This window comes from Aeromonas sp. QDB25 (assembly GCF_027707725.1).
Lineage (GTDB): Bacteria > Pseudomonadota > Gammaproteobacteria > Enterobacterales > Aeromonadaceae > Aeromonas > Aeromonas caviae.
Genome location: NZ_JAPCIZ010000078.1, coordinates 1 through 17896 on the forward strand (window position 1 = coordinate 1; position 17896 = coordinate 17896).

16 protein-coding genes and 2 pseudogenes are annotated in these 17896 nt (G+C 60.6%); 5 read left to right on the plus strand and 13 right to left on the minus strand.

Translation table 11 applies throughout. From position 1 onward, the window contains the following. Nucleotides 1-84, plus strand: an 84-nt coding sequence (locus PG883_RS19335; RefSeq protein ID WP_244077635.1) for an IS3 family transposase, incomplete at its 5' end; no start/stop codon positions are given. A gap of 101 nt (nucleotides 85-185) precedes the next feature. Here the strand turns inward: PG883_RS19335 and PG883_RS19340 are convergent. Continuing rightward, nucleotides 186-2123 carry an AAA family ATPase gene (locus PG883_RS19340; RefSeq protein ID WP_270807704.1) on the minus strand — a complete coding sequence of 646 codons (1938 nt, stop codon included), beginning with the start codon at nucleotides 2121-2123 and terminating at the stop codon, nucleotides 186-188. A 421-nt stretch (nucleotides 2124-2544) separates the two neighbouring features. On the opposite strand from PG883_RS19340, the pseudogene PG883_RS23970 reads away from it, so the two are divergent. Beyond that, nucleotides 2545-2637, plus strand: a pseudogene (locus PG883_RS23970) (subclass B2 metallo-beta-lactamase); the annotation flags it as partial. 196 nt (nucleotides 2638-2833) lie between these two features. Here the strand turns inward: PG883_RS23970 and PG883_RS19350 are convergent. The 10 genes and pseudogenes from PG883_RS19350 to PG883_RS19395 all read right to left on the minus strand — a co-directional run. Further along, on the minus strand, nucleotides 2834-3229 hold the full coding sequence (locus tag PG883_RS19350; RefSeq protein ID WP_042016530.1) for a hypothetical protein: 396 nt from the start codon (nucleotides 3227-3229) through the stop codon (nucleotides 2834-2836). Nucleotides 3230-3543: 314 nt separating this feature from the next. Then, nucleotides 3544-4149: a LysE family translocator gene (locus PG883_RS19355; RefSeq protein WP_010672933.1), complete on the minus strand. Its 606-nt coding sequence runs from the start codon at nucleotides 4147-4149 to the stop codon at nucleotides 3544-3546. 16 nt (nucleotides 4150-4165) lie between these two features. Further along, the gene (locus tag PG883_RS19360) at nucleotides 4166-4993 is read right to left on the minus strand and encodes an AraC family transcriptional regulator (protein WP_010672934.1); all 828 of its coding nucleotides are present in this window, start codon (nucleotides 4991-4993) and stop codon (nucleotides 4166-4168) included. Nucleotides 4994-5137: 144 nt separating this feature from the next. Beyond that, a complete protein-coding gene (locus tag PG883_RS19365; protein WP_406568593.1) occupies nucleotides 5138-6421 on the minus strand; it encodes a ferredoxin reductase family protein in 1284 nt (427 codons plus the stop codon). Between the two features lie 239 nt (nucleotides 6422-6660). Further along, nucleotides 6661-7914, minus strand: a complete 1254-nt coding sequence (locus PG883_RS19370; RefSeq protein ID WP_270807709.1) for a DEAD/DEAH box helicase — start codon at nucleotides 7912-7914, stop codon at nucleotides 6661-6663. 111 nt (nucleotides 7915-8025) lie between these two features. Then, nucleotides 8026-9492, minus strand: coding sequence for a GGDEF domain-containing protein (locus tag PG883_RS19375; RefSeq protein ID WP_270807711.1), 1467 nt, complete (start codon nucleotides 9490-9492; stop codon nucleotides 8026-8028). Between the two features lie 217 nt (nucleotides 9493-9709). Next, nucleotides 9710-10363, minus strand: coding sequence for a DUF799 domain-containing protein (locus tag PG883_RS19380; protein ID WP_042881020.1), 654 nt, complete (start codon nucleotides 10361-10363; stop codon nucleotides 9710-9712). Then, entirely contained in the window at nucleotides 10360-10719 is a 360-nt protein-coding gene (locus tag PG883_RS19385; RefSeq protein WP_010672939.1) for a DUF4810 domain-containing protein, read from the minus strand. Before PG883_RS19385 ends, PG883_RS19380 begins: the two co-directional genes overlap by 4 nt. Nucleotides 10720-10730: 11 nt before the next feature. Beyond that, complete coding sequence (locus PG883_RS19390; protein ID WP_029313711.1) at nucleotides 10731-11402, minus strand: CsgG/HfaB family protein; 672 nt, start codon at nucleotides 11400-11402, stop codon at nucleotides 10731-10733. Between the two features lie 208 nt (nucleotides 11403-11610). Then, nucleotides 11611-12402 (minus strand): annotated as a pseudogene (locus PG883_RS19395) (LysR family transcriptional regulator); the annotation flags it as partial. A gap of 246 nt (nucleotides 12403-12648) precedes the next feature. Between PG883_RS19395 and PG883_RS19400 the strand changes: the two are divergent. Further along, entirely contained in the window at nucleotides 12649-13875 is a 1227-nt protein-coding gene (locus tag PG883_RS19400) for an MFS transporter (protein WP_270807717.1), read from the plus strand. Nucleotides 13876-13882: 7 nt separating this feature from the next. Here PG883_RS19400 and PG883_RS19405 read toward each other — a convergent pair whose 3' ends face one another. After that, a complete protein-coding gene (locus PG883_RS19405) occupies nucleotides 13883-14344 on the minus strand; it encodes a hypothetical protein (protein WP_045523445.1) in 462 nt (153 codons plus the stop codon). 150 nt (nucleotides 14345-14494) lie between these two features. Between PG883_RS19405 and PG883_RS19410 the strand changes: the two genes are divergently transcribed. Both PG883_RS19410 and PG883_RS19415 read left to right on the plus strand, forming a co-directional pair. Continuing rightward, complete coding sequence (locus tag PG883_RS19410) at nucleotides 14495-15403, plus strand: SAM hydrolase/SAM-dependent halogenase family protein (RefSeq protein WP_270807719.1); 909 nt, start codon at nucleotides 14495-14497, stop codon at nucleotides 15401-15403. A 441-nt stretch (nucleotides 15404-15844) separates the two neighbouring features. Continuing rightward, complete coding sequence (locus tag PG883_RS19415) at nucleotides 15845-17740, plus strand: PhoX family protein (RefSeq protein WP_270807721.1); 1896 nt, start codon at nucleotides 15845-15847, stop codon at nucleotides 17738-17740. Nucleotides 17741-17813: 73 nt separating this feature from the next. Here PG883_RS19415 and PG883_RS19420 read toward each other — a convergent pair. Beyond that, nucleotides 17814-17896, minus strand: an 83-nt coding sequence (locus PG883_RS19420; RefSeq protein ID WP_244077648.1) for an IS3 family transposase, incomplete at its 5' end; no start/stop codon positions are given.

Sequence of the window (17896 nt, forward strand, 5' to 3'; positions counted from 1 at the left end):
TACAACCATGAACGGCTCAAAGTAAAACTAAACGGCCTGAGCCCGGTACAGTACCGAACTCAGGCCATGTCATCCGCCAGCTAACGTGTCCAATAAATGGGGTTCACTTCATAATGCAGGTGGTTTTTAATAGAAACTTTCCTATAAAGCAGGTCTGCCATAGCTTCACGCTATGAGCCGCATGACTATTTTTTTGCGAGAAATTCTTTAATCTGATTTATCCAGATAGGTACATTCTTTTCCGTATCTAGTTCACAATATTTTTTGGAAAAGCTTGTTTTCATACCATCAGTATCAAAAAAACTTTCGAGTTGCTTTTGTTCTATATGTCCAAGGTTTAGAGATAGACCAGATGGCGAATTAGCTATGTGTACTTTCATTTTTCTTGATAGTTCTTTAAATGCCACATTGTCTAGCACGTTTGAAAAGAACAAGAATGTCTCTATGAATTTATTCGGCTCTAAGCAATCCTCGATCTCGGTTGGAGGGAAGAAATTGTTATCGTTGGTGTTTTTTAATGTTGTCTCATTTTTCTCTATGCAATTATGCAGGCGTTTAATATCTATTTGTTTTATTGATGATCTAGAAGTGTATTTTTCATATTTTTTATCAGTATCTAATAGGCAAAATATTTTACCCTTAATTTCTTGGCGATCTTCTTCAAGAGCTAAATGAAAGTACTCATATAGTTTCTTAACATATTTTGAGCCACCAATAGAGATAACGTTCACATTGGATTCATTTCCTATCCAGTGCTCAATATATCTTTTGTCAGAGCTTCCTTCACATATAATCCATCCACGTTCTTCAGATGTGACAGATGCAATGATAGACTGAACAAGATCATTGATATTTTTTAGTTCAATACTTGCTGGCTGTTTTCCTTTTGATTCTTCTTTTATATATTTAATATCTTCTCTGAATCTAGAAAGATCAATTAAGTATGCTTTTTTATCAGTATCTTGCTCAGCTATATATGTTGCTGTCCCCGCAGGAACTGCAGACATAAACCCATACCAATGAGTAGCAATGAGGGTTTGTACCCCACCGGATGAAATGTACCGTAGTTTTTCAAATTGGGAGAAGCAAGATGATGTGTGAAGTGATATTTCTGGTTCATCAATGGCTAAAATGACATGTCTGCGTCTATCAGTCGACTTTATAATAAATGCACTCGCCAGATCTATAATTGCCTTACGTTTTTCACCTGAGCTACAGTGAAATATAGGTGTCGATTCACCTGTTGATTTTAAGTTCAAAACCTTAGATTCAAAGTAGGTTTCAATTATTTTTGATGATAAGTGGGTTAAATTAAATAGCGTTTGTTTTTTAGCTGGTTTTTTGTATTCGTATGTACCTAGATAGTTACTTACTTCACCAATGAAATTGTCTAGGTTTGTATTTATTTCTTTTATGAGTTTTTCATCTACCGCCTTTCTTACAATTTCGTCTACGGTTGTTCCCATTAATGACTGGGTAGTATTACTTTCTATCTTTGTATAGTGTTCAAAATCAATTTCAGAAGGTATATATATGTACTCGAAAAGTTCTAAAACTAGTTCTCGAGCCTCATTAATAAAATCATCTAATCCTATTTCAAATTGTTCAAATAAATCTTCTTTATATTCTGAAACACCATGGAAAATGGATAGGGAAAACTTTGTTTCTCGTTGGCTCTTCTTTTCTACCGCAAGTGGAAATATAAAAAATGTCTTTTCGTGGTTTTTGTTCTCAGCTTTAAATCTGTCAAGTTGTTTAATGAATTCGCTGGCAATATTTATGTGTGAAGAGTTAAATTGTTGAAATTCTAGTTGCCATGTTATCTGGCTGACAACTTCAAGCCATTTATAAATGTTTCTAGATTTATTAATGTATGATTTTGGTACTATGAAAATTGGACATATTGTTGGCTCTGTAGAACTGAAGCCACTTTTTGCTACGCTGTGATTGTAGTTCCAGTCGGAGTTTGGGCTATTAAAATAGACATCTAGTGCTTCTAGAATAGAACTCTTACCTACACCATTCTCACCTACAAAAGCAGAGAAATGCTCACCATTTAAGACAGGAATGAAATTCCATCCTCTGTAAGTTTTATAGTTTCTTAGAAAAAGTGAAAAGATCATGTAACACTCAAAAGTAAGGGGTAATGTATTTATGATAATGTTCTTAATTTAAAATTAATACCCAGGTGAATCACATTTCATGAATTAATAAGATATCGTTGTATCTTGCATGTTGTGCTTTGTAAGAGTCCATATGTTCATTGCGGCAAAGTATGTAGCCTATTCTGTGCCCAAACGTCACGCCGCAAACCACTTCAAGGTGCGGATTGTATGCTTTGATCATTTCCCTCTCTCTACTCTCCGCGCCATCAACAGCCATCTTTGTCGTGACTCGCTGCTGATTTCTCCTGACGTCCCCCGACTTCACCTTGGCTTCACACAACCTCATTTTCCCCTCACAAATCCCCCGTATTTTCTGCCCACTGATAAATGGGCCTGCTTGCCGCAAGGTGGCGAGGGGCAACGAGAGGGGAGCAAGACGATGAAATCCTGGATCAAATACGGGCTGGCCGGGGCCTTGATACTGGTGGCGAGCTTCTGGGGCGGCAGCGTGCGGGCGGCGCAGATGCCCCTTGGCTGGGATGCTGCCCTGCCGGTACAGATAACCGGGCAAGATGCGGCGGTTCTGACGGTGGCCTCTTTCCTGTCGCTCGGGGAATAGCCATCGGTTGCTGCCGGGCTCAGCACCTCAGGGCAGGGATTGGGGCCTGTTTATCCGGACTTGGGCGGTGAGGGCGCGGCATATGGCGTATCAACACAGGGCGGGTGGCCTACCGCGTCTGGTATTGGGCATCCAGCCAGGCGATGGCCTCTTGGGGGTCGTTGAATGCCCGGATATGGTCCGGATGGGTGAGAGAGAGGCAGGAGAGGGCGATGTGATGGAGCACCTTGGCCGAATAGAGGGAGGCGATGGCCACCAGATTCTTCTGGGTCAGCCACTGATAGGTCTCCTGCAGATGGGGCAGGGCGGAGAGCACCACCCCCTGATGCTGACGATGATCCACCAGGGCGCAGAAACGCTTACCGTCCAGGCTGTTCACCACGGACTTTATCTGTGCAATCCACGCCAGCATACCCTCTTCATTGAAAGGGCCGATCAGCTCGCAGGTGACCAGGTGTTCCTGCACATTGAAGATGAACTCACCGTGCTTTTTATCAAAGGACATACAACATTCTTATCCATGACCGGGGGCCGCAAGATGATATTGATTCATTCAACCTGCATCAATATCCGAATGAGGGTTTTGGTCATGGCGTCGTATTGCTGCGTTGACGCCGATGAGGGAAGGGGTCTGCCTCTGGTACCGAAGCGAACCATGGGGAGCGTCACTTCGGGCACAAGACCCTGTTGAGGATAGTCAGCCCATGGCGAAATTGACCCGAAAAGGCCGGTGAAGCAGTGCCCGGCCTGTGTCTTCTCAGTTGCAGTGCCATTTCATCGGTGGTGTTTCACCGTTTTTGGCGTGGGCAATTGACCTGCTCAGCCAGCCAGCGGCAGGTAGACATGCTGGTAGGCCAGGGCGATGGCGCTGTAGAGCAGCAGGGCGGCCATCAGCAGGTTGAAGTACCTGAACCAGCGAGGATGTTGAAGATGACGTCCGATGAGACTGCCCGCCATCGAGTAGCTGCCGGGGGCGCCGGCGGCCAGCAGACCGAGCAGCAGGGACCAGGGCAGCAGGCTCCAGCCGTGGATCTGGGCTGCCGGGAACTGGATGCTGGTGATGGGCAGGGTGGCGATCATGGCCTTGGGGTTGAGCAACTGGATGACGAAGCCGCTGCGCACCCCCAGAGGGCGGGCAGGCGCCTCGTTGGCACCGAGCTCGCCGCTGTCGCTGGCAATCTTGATGGCGAGATAGGCGATATAGAGGCACCCCACCAGGCTGACATAGATCAGGGTATCTTCCCGCACCAGGCGGGTGCCCGCCCAGCCAAAGAGCAGCAGGAGCACGAACATCGCCAAGCCGACCCCGAGGAAGAAGCCAAGGGAGGCGCGGGTGCGGCCACCCAGGCCTGCATTGAGGCCGATAAGGTTGACGGGGCCAGGGGTATACATGATGCCGATGGCATAGGCGAGAAGCTCAATCATGGGGTGTTCCTTGGGCTCAGCGGATCAGGCTGGCACTGTATTGGGTGGGAGTCATGCCATAGATGCGCTTGAAGCGACGGTTGAGGTGACTGAGATCGGTGAAACCGTAGCGGTACACCAGATCCTGCGCCGACTCTCCGGCGGCCAAGGCGCGCCGTGCGGCATTGATGCGGCAGTTGATCACGTATTGATGGGGTGTGATGCCAAGCTGTTGGCGAAACAGCCGCAGGAAGTGGTACTTGGAGATGTTGGCCGCCGCGCTGATGTCGGCCAGGGAGATATCCTGCTGGAAGTGGGCGTGGATAAAGTCCCTGGCCTGCAACAGGAGGCGATCGATGCGGCTCACCCGGCCATTGGGCTCAAAACGTCCCGCCTGCTGCATCACCCGGGTGGCGAGGCGATAGAGGGCAAACTCCTGCTCTATGCTGTCGGCCTGGCCGCGCACCGCCTGGGCCAGCTCGAGGATGCAGGCGCTCAGCGCCTCATCGCGCACCAGGGGCTGCAACAACCGATAGGTCCCCATTGCCCGCTCGCCCGCGGCATCGGCAAACAGCGGGGTGAGTTCGTGGGGCGGAATGTAGAGCATGGTGTAGTCGAGGCTGGCGTTGTCACCGGCATGACCGTCGTGGACATCCCCGGGATTGAACTGGATGACGCTGCCTGCCGGGCTGGAGTGGGCTCCGCCGTGGCAGAAGAAGTTCTGCCGCCCGGCCAGAGTGACCCCGAAGGAGTACTCCTCGTGGGCGTGACGGTCGTAGCGAAATTCCGTCATGTTGACCCGCAGCGCAGTCAGGCTTGCCAGGTGCTGACTGTGTGCGAATATGAACTGGTTGTCCTGCGCCATCTTTCCCTCCTGTACCAGACTGCCCCCCTAATCTAGCCCCAAGGGTGTGCCTCTCGCTTGGACAATCTTGCTGTTTGCCGGCCCGCCTGCGCCCCGCACCGAGAAAAACGGCGCAGCCGATGGCTGACTGCGCCGGCTGGCCCGTCAGCGAAAGCGAAACAGCTCCCGGTGCAGCGGGGTGGCCAGATGGGCATCCAGGGTGTGGGCCATGGGCTCGGGGCCGCAGAACCACACCGGGGTGTGCTGGCGCTGGCCCAGGGCGGCGAGATCCAGTCGGCCACGCTCGGATTCCAGGTGTAGCCGGTAATCGATCCCGACCCGGCGGCACAGCTCGGCCAGCCGACCGTGATAGGGGGCGGCCTCGGCGCTGGGGGCGCATTGCAGCAAAGTGGTGCCGGGGCGTTGTTCACCACGGCGTACCAGGGCCTCCAGCCAGGCGACGAAGGGGGTGATGCCGATACCGGCGCCCACCCAGAGCGCCGGGGCCGGATCCGGCAAGGCGAAGGCGCCATAGGGGCCGGTCACGGTGACCGCATTCCCCACCTTGAGGTGGCGGTGCAGCCAGCGGGTGTGATCCCCGAGGGCGCGCACCGCCAGGGTGAGGGTGCGGCCATCCGCCGAGACATCGACCAGGGTGTAGGGGTGGGGCTCGCCGCGCCCGGCAAAGTCGAAGAAGGCGAACTGCCCCGGGCGATAGCCGTGCAGGGGCGCGGTGAGGCCAACCCGGATCTCCAGGGTGCGCTCGTCCAGAGGAGTGAGGGCGCTGACCGTCCCTTGGCGGCGTGCGTCCCGCCCCACCCGGCCAAACAGGGAGTAGAGCGCCCCCAGAGCCCCCAGCCCGCCGCCGATAAGCAGGGTCAGGCCGACCGGGGTCAGGGCGCCGATGCGCGGCAGCAGGCAGAGCCCGTGCAGCCAGCCCATCAGATAGATGACCGGGGCCAGCCGGTGAACCACCTTGAAGCGCTCGTAGCGCACCACGGCGAGCAGGCTCACCACCACCAGCGCCAGCAGCAGATAGAAACTCCATTCCCCCAGGGTATTGCCGAGGTTGTGCCAGAGGGCATCGTTACCAGCACCAGCACCAGCACCAGCACCAGCACCGCGGCGCGCCGGCCGGGTCAGCCAGTCGGCGGCGACAGCCCACTTGGGGGCTTCCACCAGCAGCCAGTGGGCCACCAGAGTGCCGGTGGCCCAGAGGGCGCTGCTGCGATGCAGGTGCAACATGCGATCCAGCCCGCCGCACCAGGCTTCGAGCCTCGGCAGGCGCAGGGCGAGCAGCAAAGAGAGGGTCATGGCGCCAAGGCCAAGCAGACCGGTCAGGATCAGCAGTTCGTGGCGCCAGGGCCAGAGACCGGTGGGCCACTGGGTCAGGCCAAACAGCCAGATGAGGGTCAGGGGCAGGGCCCAGACGAGGGATGCGGGTTTCATGATGTCTTCCTTGTCCATGCCTCCATTGCACGCCTGCTTTGTGGCGAAAGTGTGCCCCCTTACTACCTCTTTTGTAGCAGAGTGTGGCAAAGGGTCGCCGGGTCAGGGCAAGCGGACTGAGGAGGAGGGCGCGGAGCAGAACAGGGGGGCAGGAAAGTGGTCGGCGTCACCCCACAGGCCTGCGTCTGGAGAGGGGTGATGCTGGAGCAGCCACATGGCTGCCCCAGCAAACAGTCGTGTCAGGATTTTCGTCCCTTGCCGCCCTTGCTACCCGCGAGGGCCTGCTTTCTGGCCTTCTGCTTCTGGGCGCCCTTGCTGGCGCGGCGCGGCTCGGGGTCGAAGCGGGTGAGATCCGGCTCAAAGCCCGGGAACCACTGCTGGGGCAGACGGGTGTCGAGCACTGCCTCCACCTTCTCTAGAAGCGGCGCGTCTTCCGGGCTGAACAGGGTGATGGCGAGCCCCTTGTTGCCGGCGCGGCCGGTGCGCCCGATGCGGTGGACGTAATCCTCGGGCTGATGGGGGAACTCCAGATTGATCACATGGCTGAGATCGCTGATATCGAGGCCGCGGGCCGCCACGTCGGTGGCCACCAGCGCCTGCAAGGTGCCGGCGCGAAACGCCAGCAGCACGTTTTCCCGTGCGCTCTGTGATAGATCCCCGTGGAAGGCCAGCGCATTGATGCCCCCCTTGCCAAGCTGCTGGGCCAGCTTGTCGGCCCCTTGTCGGGTGCGGCTGAAGATCAGCGCCGGTGCCCAGCCCTTCACGGTCAGCATGTGTTGGACCAGTGCCACCTTGCGATCGCTGTCCACCGCATAGACCCGCTGCTCCACCTCGGCCGCCGTGGTGTTGCGCGGCGCCACTTCCACCAGCGCCGGGTCGCGCAGCAGCACCTTGCAGAGGGCAAAGAGGTTGTCGTCGCAGGTAGCCGAAAACAGCAGGGTCTGGCGATCCGCCGGGATTTGCTTTAGCAGCGCCTTGATCTCGTCCATAAAGCCCATGTCGAGCATCCTGTCCGCCTCGTCAAACACCAGATGGCGCAGGGCTGCGAGGCTCAGCGCCCCCTGGCGCAGGTGATCGAGCAGGCGGCCCGGGGTGGCGATGAGGATATCCACCCCGGCGTTCAGCGCCTCCACCTGTGCAGCGATGCTCACCCCGCCGTAGACCAGCGTGCTGGTGAGGGTGGTGCCCCTGGCGTAGCGTGTGACGCTCTCGGCAACCTGCACCGCCAGCTCGCGGGTCGGCACCAGCACCAGGGCGCGAATGGGGCGAGGGCCATCGCTCGTCGGGTGTTGCAGCAACAGCTCCAGCAGTGGCAGCACGAAGGCGGCGGTCTTGCCGGTGCCGGTCTGGGCGCCCGCCATCAGATCCCGCCCCGCGAGGATCAGGGGGATGGCGCTGGCCTGCACCGGGGTGGGGGCGGCGTAGCCAAGCTCGGTCAGGGTTTGCTGCAAGCGGGGGGAGAGGGCCAGTTCGGCGAAGGAGGCAATGGACATAGGGCACCAGTATTGGGGTTATCCCGCCCCGTGGCCGGGACGGAAACAATCAGCGTGGCGGGATGGTAACAGATAGCGGGGGCGCGGCAGAAGCCGGGGCGCTCAGGGGGGCTAATCGGCGCCCGGATCGCGGACAAGGCGGATGGTCTGCCCCTGGTAATAGGCGATATTGCGCTTGCCGTGCTGCTTGACGTGATAGAGCAGGTCGTCGGCCAGTTGCACCGCCTCGGCCACCGTCAGGTAATCGCGAATGCGGGTCACTCCGGCGGAGAAGGTGATGGGGGCGGGCAGTTCGGGGATGCGCAATGGCCGCTCCAGCAGGCGGGCGGCGGAGTGATGCACCATGTTGTCATCGTCCATCCCCTTGAACAGCACGATGAACTCTTCCCCGCCCCAGCGAATGGCGACATCGCCCCTGCGAATATTGGCCTTGAGGTGAGCGGCGAAGGCGACGAGCGCCAGGTCACCCACCCCGTGACCATGGGTGTCGTTGACGGACTTGAAGTTGTCGATGTCGAGGATCATCAGGTAGTCGTGCTCCTGCAGCAGCGCCTCGTTCAGGATGTCACGGCGCGGCAGTCGGGTCAGGTGGTCGGTCTGGGCCAGGGTGCGCAGGCGGGTAACCAGGCTGCGCCCCGTCAGCATCAGCAGCAGCATGACGATGAGATAGAGCTTGAAGGCCGGCCCGTAGAGCACGGCCCGGGCAAAGTCACCGTAGCTGTATGACCATTTGAGGTAGAGGTCGCTACCCGCCTTGGTGCGCATCAGCGGCGTGCTCAGGCAGAGGTGGAACGGGCGGCAGGGCTCGACCTCTTCGAAGGAGAGGACGGTCCGGGTCGGATTGAGGCTCTCGAAGGGGTGCAGCACCTCCTTGAACGCCCGGTCGATGGCGATGTCGATGCCCTTGAGTCCATAGCGGTAGTCCTTGATGGCTGGCTCGTAATAGACGAAGGGGAAGTAGAGGGTGATGGCCTGCAACCCGGTGAAGGTGTCGGTATAGAGACCGGAGACCCAAGCTTCATCCGTGCTGCAGGGGACATGGGTGGCCGCGAAAAAGGCGCAGCCGAAATAGTGGGTCCAGGGCTCGATGTCGCTGAGGTCGGTGTTGATGGGCAACAACTGGCTCGGCAGCATCCCCTTGCTGGCGACCATGCCAAGCATGCGGCGATCATCATAGAAGGCGTAGAGGTTGAGGACCTCGGGGTTGGAGATGACGTACTGGTAGGCGAGGAGCATCTGGTTGGCCGGGGGCAACACGGGAATGACCGCCAGGCGCTTCAGGGTGGGGAGATCATAGCCATAGGCATAGGCCGTCGCATCCCCGTTCTCGCTGAAAATGGGCATCTTGATGCTGCTGTTGTCGATGAAGGCGGCCAGTTTCTCTGGCGCCAGGATGCGGGCCCGCTGATAGAACACCTCGAACAGGTTGGGCTGCTTGGCGGTGATGAGCGCCATGTCGTGCCTGATACGAAGGTAGGTGTAGTTGCACACCAATCCGAGCCCCATCAGGGCCAGGCAGAGCCAGCCAAGCCGGGTGAACCATCGACGGGGGAGGAAACGCAGCAGTGAGGCGGCCATGGCGTGAACGCTCCCGTGGTGACAGAGGCCTTTTTTGTAACTGATTTTACCGGGCATCACCAGATGAAGTTGGTGGGGCGCCATGGGGTGTGCATAAAAATGAGCCAGCAATATCAAAAAGATAGACGATAAGATCGCATTCGATGGTGGGCGGGGGGAAAGGGGGGCTGAAACAAGAGGGCATGGCGCCCTCTTGTGTGGAGTGAGACGACGCGCCTTAGCGAGCCTGGTATTTCGGCGAGCGGGGGCCAGGGAGGATGCCGTTGGGCATGTCGGCACTGAGCAGCCTGACGCTGGTGATGCCGGCGATTTCATGGCCCTTGTCGGTCAGGGTGTTGGCAATCTGATTGACCACTGCCACCACCAGCATGCCGATGAGGCCGCCCCCCGAATTGCCCTGCTGCTCGGCACTGCTGGCGCTGGCACTGCCTTCCCACAGCAGCTTGCCGGTGCGCAGATCCACCAGGCGGGCACTGGCGGTGACCACTGTCTCGCTGGAGATGACCAGATAGCTGGTGCCGTACTCCTTGATGTCGAGGTAGAGGGCGGTATCGGCACCGTAGATCTCGTGGAGCTTCTTGATGGGCAGCGCCTGGATGTCGGCGGGCTCGGTCACGCCGTTCTGCCGGAACGTCTCGTTGGTGACCGCCACCGGCAGCACGTAATAACCGGACTCGGCGAGCGGATAGGTGATCTGGGATTGCAGGCTGGGGCCCGCCTTGATGTCCGGCGAGTGATTCACCGGCGGCAGCACCAGAATGGAGGTCGGTCTGCTCTCCTTGAAGTTGCTGTAGTCGTAGCCGGGGCCCTGTGCGCAGCCGCCCAGGAGGAGGGCACCCAGCGTGAGGGCAAGGAGGGGGCGCAGAGTCATTGGGTCTCTCCCTTCTTGTTGGACATCAGGAAGTTCATGAAGGGGGCCGATTCGGGGAAGAGGCGCTTCTCGGTTTCGAACTGCTCGCGAGTCTGGGCATCCTTGCCGAGCTGGGCGTACAGCATGCCGAGGTGAGCGTGAAAGCCCGGTGGCACAGCCTGCCCCTTGGCGCTCGCTTCTTGCTGGTTTTTCTCCAGCGCATCGATCTGCGCTTCGACCCCGGTGTCGTCACCCTGCATGTGCTGGTAAACCACCCCCTGATATTGATCCCAGTTGTAGAGCGTCTGCGGCCCCTGGGCGCAGGCGCTCAGCAGCAGGCCGCTGACCAGCAGCAGGGAAGGACGGAACAGCGTCATCTCGTCTCTCCTCATTGAGCCGGGCGCCAGGCACCGGTCTCGATGCCGTTCACCAGATTGTTGACGGCCTCGCGGATGGCGAGATCCAGCACCTTGCCGTTCAGGGTGGAGTCGTAGCTGGCGGTGCCGCCGAAGCCGACGATCTCGCGGTTGGAGAGTTCGTACTCCCCGGCACCCTGGGAAGAGAAGACCACTTCCGAGGTGGTGACGTTGACGATGTTCAGGTTGACCTTGGCATAGGCGATCTGTGACTTGCCACGACCCAGGATGCCAAATAGCTGATGATCACCGACTTCCTTGCGACCAAACTCGGTGACGTCGCCGGTGACCACGTAGTCGGCGCCCTTGAGTTGCTGAGCCTGTTGCTTGATCCCGGCTTCGGCCTGGATCTCCGCCATGTTGTCGCGATCCAGCACGCTGAAGCGGCCGGTCTGCTGCAGGTGGGTGATCAGCACGGTTTTCGCCTGGTTGCCCAGCCGATCCACGCCGTCGGAGAAGATGCCACGCATGTAGCTGGAACGGTTGTCGAACTTGCCGACGGCGATGGGGCTGCGTGCGCCCTGATAGTGGCTCTGATAGGAGGCAACCTTGGGCACCTCCAGGGTGCGCGACGACTCGCTCGCACAGGCTGTCAGCAAGCCCGCCATCAGGATGACACTGGATGAAACAACAAACTTCTTCATGTAAGGCCCCGTTATCAAAGGAAAAAACAGCGGCGGACTCTAACATGGTTCGTTGCGAAGAAAGTGCCCCGTATGGGGGGCATACCCGCTCAATCCCTGTGCGTTTGACAGGGGGGGGGGCGGAGGGCTGGGTCTGTTGCAGGGGCTGGAACACCTCCTCCAGGGCTGCCACCAGGGCGCGCATGCGGCCCGTCTTCTGCACGTCCGGGTGCAGCACCATCCAGATGTCGATGGGATCGTGCTGGTCAGGCAGCAGGCGCACCAGGGCGGGATCCTCCTCGGCGAGGAAGGTGGAGAGCAGGGCGATGCCGAGCCCCTGCCGGGCGGCGGCCATCAGCACCAGCTGGGCATTGCTCTGCAGGACCACGTTGGGTTCGTGGAGCGGTTCGCCGCACAGACTCAGCCAGTGACGGGCCACCAGCTCTCTGGGAAAGAGCAGCAGGTCGTGCTCTTGCAGTGCCTGACCCGAGCGGGGCGTGCCCCGCCTGGCCAGGTAGTCGGGAGAGGCGTAGAGCCCCATCTTGATGGTGGCGAGCCGTTTGACCACGAGATCTCCCTGCTCGGGGCGCACGCTGCGAATGGCGAGATCCGCCTCCTGATTGGGGATGTCGCTCACGCTGACGGCGGTCAGCAACTTGAGGCGGATGCCGGGGTGGCGCTGGCGCAGCAGGGTGAACGCGGGCAGCACGAAGCCCTGAGCCAGGGTATCCGTGGTGGCGATGCAAACCTCCCCTTCCAGCTCCCCCAGGCTCGCGGTGCGCATCATGGCCAGGGCCGCCTGCGCCATGGCCTCGGCCTGGGGTAGCAGCGCTTCCCCCAGGGGGCTGGGGCGATAGTGTCTGGGGGTGCGGATAAACAGCTTGGCCCCCAGCTGCTGCTCGAGCAGGGTGATCCGTCGCCCGACGGTGGCCTGATCCACCCCGAGCTCGAGTCCGGCCTGCCGCAGGCTGCCCCGCCGCGCCAGGGCCAGGAAGAAGCGGGCATCGTCCCAGTTGATCATGCTTGCTCCTCACTCAAGCAGAACGCCCGATTGGCGCCGCAATATTAGATGCCAGCGGGGGTGGCAGCACAAGGGGATAGACCGGGTCCGGTGCGTGCCTGCGGCTCCCCGGCCAAGGGCGCGCGCCACCTCGACGTGATGCAGGATTGAGTCGGCGTGATGCAGAACTGCCGCAGTCCGGGGTGGGCGGGATCGCTATGATGTCGCTCCCGATTGCGGTTTCATTCGTCTGCCACTGGAGTGTCCATGTCTGTCTCAAGCGTCCCGGCTTGCGAGCCAGGTCAGGTTGTCCATCCTCGTCTGCGCTGGTTTCTCTCCCTCGCCCTGATGTCGGCCCTGCTCAACAGCAGCGTGCCTACCCCGCTCTATCCCCATTATCAGGCGGCGCTGGCTCTGAGCGATCTCGGCCTCAGCCTCATCTATGGCGGCTATGCGGGGGGCGTGCTCATCGCCTTGTTCGGGGTGGGCAACCTGGCGGGACGCGTGGCGGATCTGCGCACCCTGATCCTGCCTGCCCTGGTGGCGGTCGGGGGCGGGGCCCTGCTCTTCTCCCTGGCCGACAGCTTCTGGGCCCTTTTGCTGGCGCGGCTGCTGGCCGGGATTGGCACGGGCAGCCTGACCGGCGCCGCCAATGTGGCGCTGCTGCGTTTTGGCCCCAGGGATGGGGGCAAGCGGGCGGCGCTTAGCGCCACATTATCGTTCACCGTCGGGCTGGCCCTTGGCCCCGTGTTCAGCGGGCTGGCGCTGCAGCAGGATCTCTACCCGACCACGCTGCCGTTTCTGCTGATCCTGGGGATGGCGGCCTGCGCCATCGGAGGGCTGGTGTTGAGCTGGCCCGAAGGGGGAAGGGCGACGGAGGCCGCCCCGAGCGGGCAGGGTGGCGGATCCCTGGGGGAGGGGCTCAGGGCCACGGGGGCCGGGTTTTTTCTTTGCGCCCTGGCGCTCTTCACCGCCTGGGCGGTGGCGGCCAGCTTGCTGGCCATGGGTCCCAAGGTGGTGAGCGAGATGCTGGGCATGACGGATCTGGGGCTGTTCGGCTATCTTGTCGCGGCCTATCTGGTCTTCTCCGGGCTTTGCCAGCTCTGGGCCCGTCGCCTCGATGCCCGCCATACCCTGCAAAGCGGCGTGCTGGCCCTGGCGCTGTGCGTGCTGCTCTTTGCCGGGGCCGTTCACGGCCTGCCCAGCTGGCTGGCGGGACTCGGGCTGCTGGTGGCGGGCTATGCCCAGGGGGCCGTGTTCGTGGGCAGTGCGACCCTGATCAATCGCATCGCGCCCCCGGCCAGCCACGCGCGGCTGCTCTCCCTCTTCTATGTGATCGCCTATGTGGCGAACTGGGTACCCGTGTTGCTGGGCTGGGTGAGCGACGGGGCCGGTCTTGGCGTCGCGCTGGATCTGCTCTTCGTCGGCAGCACCCTGACAAGCCTGGGGCTGGCCTGGGCGGTGTCTCGGCGGCGCTTCGAGCCCGCTGTGTGACAGGGCATCACCCATCGACCAGGACGACGCTCCCGGCATCCAGGTGGTGCATCCACTCCCGCAGGATCAGCAGGGCGGCGGCGATGCGCTTCTCCCTCGGCAACTGGGCCGATGCCAAAGGATCCCCCTCCACCATGGCGGCAAGCTGGCCGAACAACCGCTCAATGTTTTCCCGGCTCTGCACCCGGTTGCCTAGCACCTCGGCCAGGGGCTCCGGGCTTTGCAGGTGCAGCACGGGGTGGGGCGGGATCCGTGCCGCGAGGGGCATCAGTACATCCTCCACCACCATGATGGCCTGCTCAAGTTCCAGGGGCGTCGGTGGATCCCGGCGAAAGGGTCCCGGGGTCAGGGCATCGAGCCCCAGTGTCAATGCAAATGTCTGGCTGGTGCCATCGGCCGCGGTGAGCGCGACCTGGCTTCGGGTATTGCCCAGGCTCAGCAAAATGGTGTCGTGATGCTCTCTGGTCATCTGATGTGCTCCCGGCGTTGGATGCCCCATGGATACACCCGCACAGGGCGGATTGGCGAGTCATTTCGCCCCCCATTCGGGCATCAGGGGTTGCAAAGATTCCCATGAGTGGCAATCTGGACGTCCAAACGTCTTTGAAGGAGCCCTGACATGGATATTCGTATCGTCCCCCGCGCCCTCGTGCTCGCCCTTTCTCTGGTGGGGGCGAGTGCCCTTGCCAACGAGGCTCTGGTGTTCCAGACCGACTTCGGTCTCAAGGATGGCGCCGTCTCGGCCATGAAGGGGGTCGCCTTCGGGGTGGACCGCACCCTGCCGCTCCATGACCTGACCCACGAGATCCCGGCCTACAACATCTGGGAAGCCTCCTACCGCCTCTATCAGACCCTGCAATACTGGCCCGCGGGCACCGTCTTCGTCAGCGTGGTGGACCCCGGTGTCGGCACCGAACGCAAGTCGGTGGTACTCAAGACCAGGAGCGGCCACTACATCGTCAGCCCGGACAACGGCACCCTGACCCTGGTGGCGGAGCACTTGGGCATCGAGGCGGTGCGCCAGATAGACGAGAAGACCAACCGCCTCAAGGGCTCCGAGAAGTCCTATACCTTCCACGGCCGCGACGTCTACGCCTACACCGGCGCGCGCCTCGCCTCCGGTGCCATCAGCTTCGAGCTGGTGGGGCCTCTGCTGCCCGCCGAGGTGGTGACCATCCCCTATCAGCCCGCGGTGGCCGAGCAAGACGGTACCCTGAAGGGCACCATTCCGATCCTGGACGTGCAGTACGGCAACGTCTGGACCAATATCGACGATAGCCTGCTGACCAAGGCGGGTATCCACAAGGGGGACAACGCCTGCATCAGGATCAGCGAAGGGGATGCGCTGAAATACGAGGGCAAGGCCCCCTACGTCAGCAGCTTTGGCGATGTGCCGGAGGGCCAGCCCCTGGTCTACCTCAACAGCCTGTTGCAGGTGTCGGTGGCCCTGAACATGGACAGCTTCGCCGCCAAACATCAGGTGCAATCCGGCGCCAACTGGCATATCAGCCTGAAGAAGTGCAACTAGACGCTGCCATCGGGCGCTATCCGGTACAAACGGGCATATCAGCCTGAAGAAGTGCAACTAGACGCTGCCAGCGGGTGCAATCCGGTATAAACGGCATATCAGCCTGAAGAAGTGCAACTAGACGCTGCCAGCGGGTGCTATCCGGTACAAACGGGCATAGCAGCCTGAAGAAGTGCAACTAGACGCTGCCAGCGGGTGCTATCCGGTACAAACGGGCATATCAGTCTGAAGAAGTGCGGATAGGGTTCAACCCTTCTGTCGGCGACATGTCTTTCGGGGCGGTGGGACTGGTGTCCACCGCCCCTTGTCGTTGGCGATGGCGTCTTGCCGGGCCAGCCGGTTATCTCATCATTTGTCATCCTCGTTTAATAAAGCGCTGCCATGCTGTGGCCGGACGCCGTGATGACGCAATGATTGCGCCGAGATAACAAGGAAAAGCCGATGAGCCGTTTTGACGAGAAAGACAGTGCCAACCACCCCCGCGAGCAGGAGCCGGCATTCAACCGCCTCATCGAGGCGGATCTCAGCCGCCGTGGCTTCCTCAAAGGGGTGGGCGCCGCCAGCATGGTGGCCTTCTTTGCCGCGAGCCCCGTGGCTCAGGCCGTGGCTGCCGCCACCCGGCCGCTGCTTGGCTTCCAGGCCGTGCCCGCCTCGGTGGCCGACACCATAGTGGTGCCGCCCGGCTACAAGGCCGAGGTGCTGATCGCCTGGGGGGATGCCCTGTTCGCCGACGCCCCCGCCTTTGCCCAAAGCAACGACGCCAAGGCTCAGGCCCGCCAGTTTGGCGACAACAACGACGGTATGAGCTTCTTCCCCCTGGGCCCGGATCGCGCCCTGCTCGCCGTCAACAACGAATACACCAACTACGAATACCTGTTTGAAGATGGTGGCAAGACCCTCAGTGCAGAGGCTGTCGCCAAGGCTCAGGCGGCCCACGGGGTCTCCCTGGTGGAGCTGGTGCGCATCGATGGCAAGTGGCAGGCCAACCCCAAGGGGGTCCTCAACCGCCGCATCACCGCCACGACCCCCATGACATTGAGCGGGCCGGCGGCGGGCCATGCCCTGCTCAAGACCCTGGCCGATCCCGAGGGGCGCACCGCCCTTGGCACCTTCAACAACTGCGCCAATGGCCAGACCCCCTGGGGCACCTACCTCACCTGCGAGGAGAACTTCAACGGCTACTTCGGCAGCGAGGGCAAGCCGGTGCTGGACCAGCGCGCCGCCCGCTACGGCCTGGCCGCCGAGGATGCAGGCTTTGGCTGGCACAAGTTTGACGAGCGGTTCGATCTCGCGAAGCATCCCCAGGAGCCGCACCGCTTCGGCTGGGTGGTGGAAATCGATCCCCGCGATCCCGCCTCCACCCCGAAGAAGCGTACCGCCCTTGGCCGCTTCAAGCATGAGAATGCGGCCTTCACCGTCAACCAGGATGGCCGCGCCGTGGTCTACCTCGGCGATGACGAGCGGGGGGAGCACATCTACCGCTTCGTCTCGAAGAACGGGGTGGCGCCGGGTAACGATCCTGCGAACCGGGATCTGCTGGACGAGGGCACCCTCTATGTGGCCCGCTTCGAGGCCAGGGAGGGGGAGCTCAAGGGCACTGGCCAGTGGCTGCCCCTGGTGCACGGCGAGCACGGCCTGACCCGGGAGAACGGCTTCGCCGATCAGGGGGAGGTGCTCATCTTCGCCCGGGAAGCGGCGACCCGGCTCGGCGCCACCACCATGGACAGGCCCGAGTGGGTGGCCGTGCATCCCCACAGGGCCGAGGTCTACTGCACCCTGACCAACAACAAGAACCGCGGCATCAAGGAGAACCAACCTCTGGACGGGGCCAACCCCAGGGCCGAGAACCCCTATGGCCAGATCATCCGCTGGCGCCCGATGGGGGACGATCACGGGAGCGACAGCTTCGAGTGGGATCTCTTCCTGCTGGCGGGCAACCCTGGCGTGCACAAGGAGGGGCTGATGGCGGGCAGTGCCAACATCCATCCGGACAACATGTTCAACAGCCCGGACGGCATCGGCTTCGACGAGGCGGGGCGGCTCTGGATCCAGACCGACGGCGACTACTCCAACGAGAAGCAGTTTGCCGGCATGGGCAACAACCAGATGCTGTGCGCCGATCCCGCGAGCGGCGAGGTGCGCCGCTTCCTGACCGGCCCTGTGGCCTGCGAAATAACGGGCCTCACCTTCACGCCTGACTGGCGCACTCTGTTCGTCGGGGTGCAGCACCCGGGTGAGGAGGGGGCGCCCTCCCATTTCCCGGACGGCGGCACCGCCATTCCCCGCTCCGCTGTGTTGCGGATCACCCGGGACGATGGCGGCATCATCGGCGCCTGATGGCCCGGGGTAACCGACTGGCCCGTGATGACAAGAGCCGCCTTCGTGAAGTGAACCCCATTTATTGGACACGTTAGCTGGCGGATGACATGGCCTGAGTTCGGTACTGTACCGGGCTCAGGCCGTTTAGTTTTACTTTGAGCCGTTCATGGTTGT

What these genes read in the sequence shown, in the direction of transcription:
- PG883_RS19380 (WP_042881020.1), bottom strand. Translation starts at nt 10,363, where the DNA reads ATGACTCTGCGCCCCCTCCTTGCCCTCACGCTGGGTGCCCTCCTCCTG.
- PG883_RS19355 (WP_010672933.1), bottom strand. Translation starts at nt 4,149, where the DNA reads ATGATTGAGCTTCTCGCCTATGCCATCGGCATCATGTATACCCCTGGC.
- PG883_RS19385 (WP_010672939.1), bottom strand. Translation starts at nt 10,719, where the DNA reads ATGACGCTGTTCCGTCCTTCCCTGCTGCTGGTCAGCGGCCTGCTGCTG.
- PG883_RS19370 (WP_270807709.1), bottom strand. Translation starts at nt 7,914, where the DNA reads ATGTCCATTGCCTCCTTCGCCGAACTGGCCCTCTCCCCCCGCTTGCAG.
- PG883_RS19400 (WP_270807717.1), top strand. Translation starts at nt 12,649, where the DNA reads ATGTCTGTCTCAAGCGTCCCGGCTTGCGAGCCAGGTCAGGTTGTCCAT.
- PG883_RS19405 (WP_045523445.1), bottom strand. Translation starts at nt 14,344, where the DNA reads ATGACCAGAGAGCATCACGACACCATTTTGCTGAGCCTGGGCAATACC.
- PG883_RS19360 (WP_010672934.1), bottom strand. Translation starts at nt 4,993, where the DNA reads ATGGCGCAGGACAACCAGTTCATATTCGCACACAGTCAGCACCTGGCA.
- PG883_RS19415 (WP_270807721.1), top strand. Translation starts at nt 15,845, where the DNA reads ATGAGCCGTTTTGACGAGAAAGACAGTGCCAACCACCCCCGCGAGCAG.
- PG883_RS19390 (WP_029313711.1), bottom strand. Translation starts at nt 11,402, where the DNA reads ATGAAGAAGTTTGTTGTTTCATCCAGTGTCATCCTGATGGCGGGCTTG.
- PG883_RS19365 (WP_406568593.1), bottom strand. Translation starts at nt 6,421, where the DNA reads ATGAAACCCGCATCCCTCGTCTGGGCCCTGCCCCTGACCCTCATCTGG.
- PG883_RS19410 (WP_270807719.1), top strand. Translation starts at nt 14,495, where the DNA reads ATGGATATTCGTATCGTCCCCCGCGCCCTCGTGCTCGCCCTTTCTCTG.
- PG883_RS19350 (WP_042016530.1), bottom strand. Translation starts at nt 3,229, where the DNA reads ATGTCCTTTGATAAAAAGCACGGTGAGTTCATCTTCAATGTGCAGGAA.
- PG883_RS19340 (WP_270807704.1), bottom strand. Translation starts at nt 2,123, where the DNA reads ATGATCTTTTCACTTTTTCTAAGAAACTATAAAACTTACAGAGGATGG.
- PG883_RS19375 (WP_270807711.1), bottom strand. Translation starts at nt 9,492, where the DNA reads ATGGCCGCCTCACTGCTGCGTTTCCTCCCCCGTCGATGGTTCACCCGG.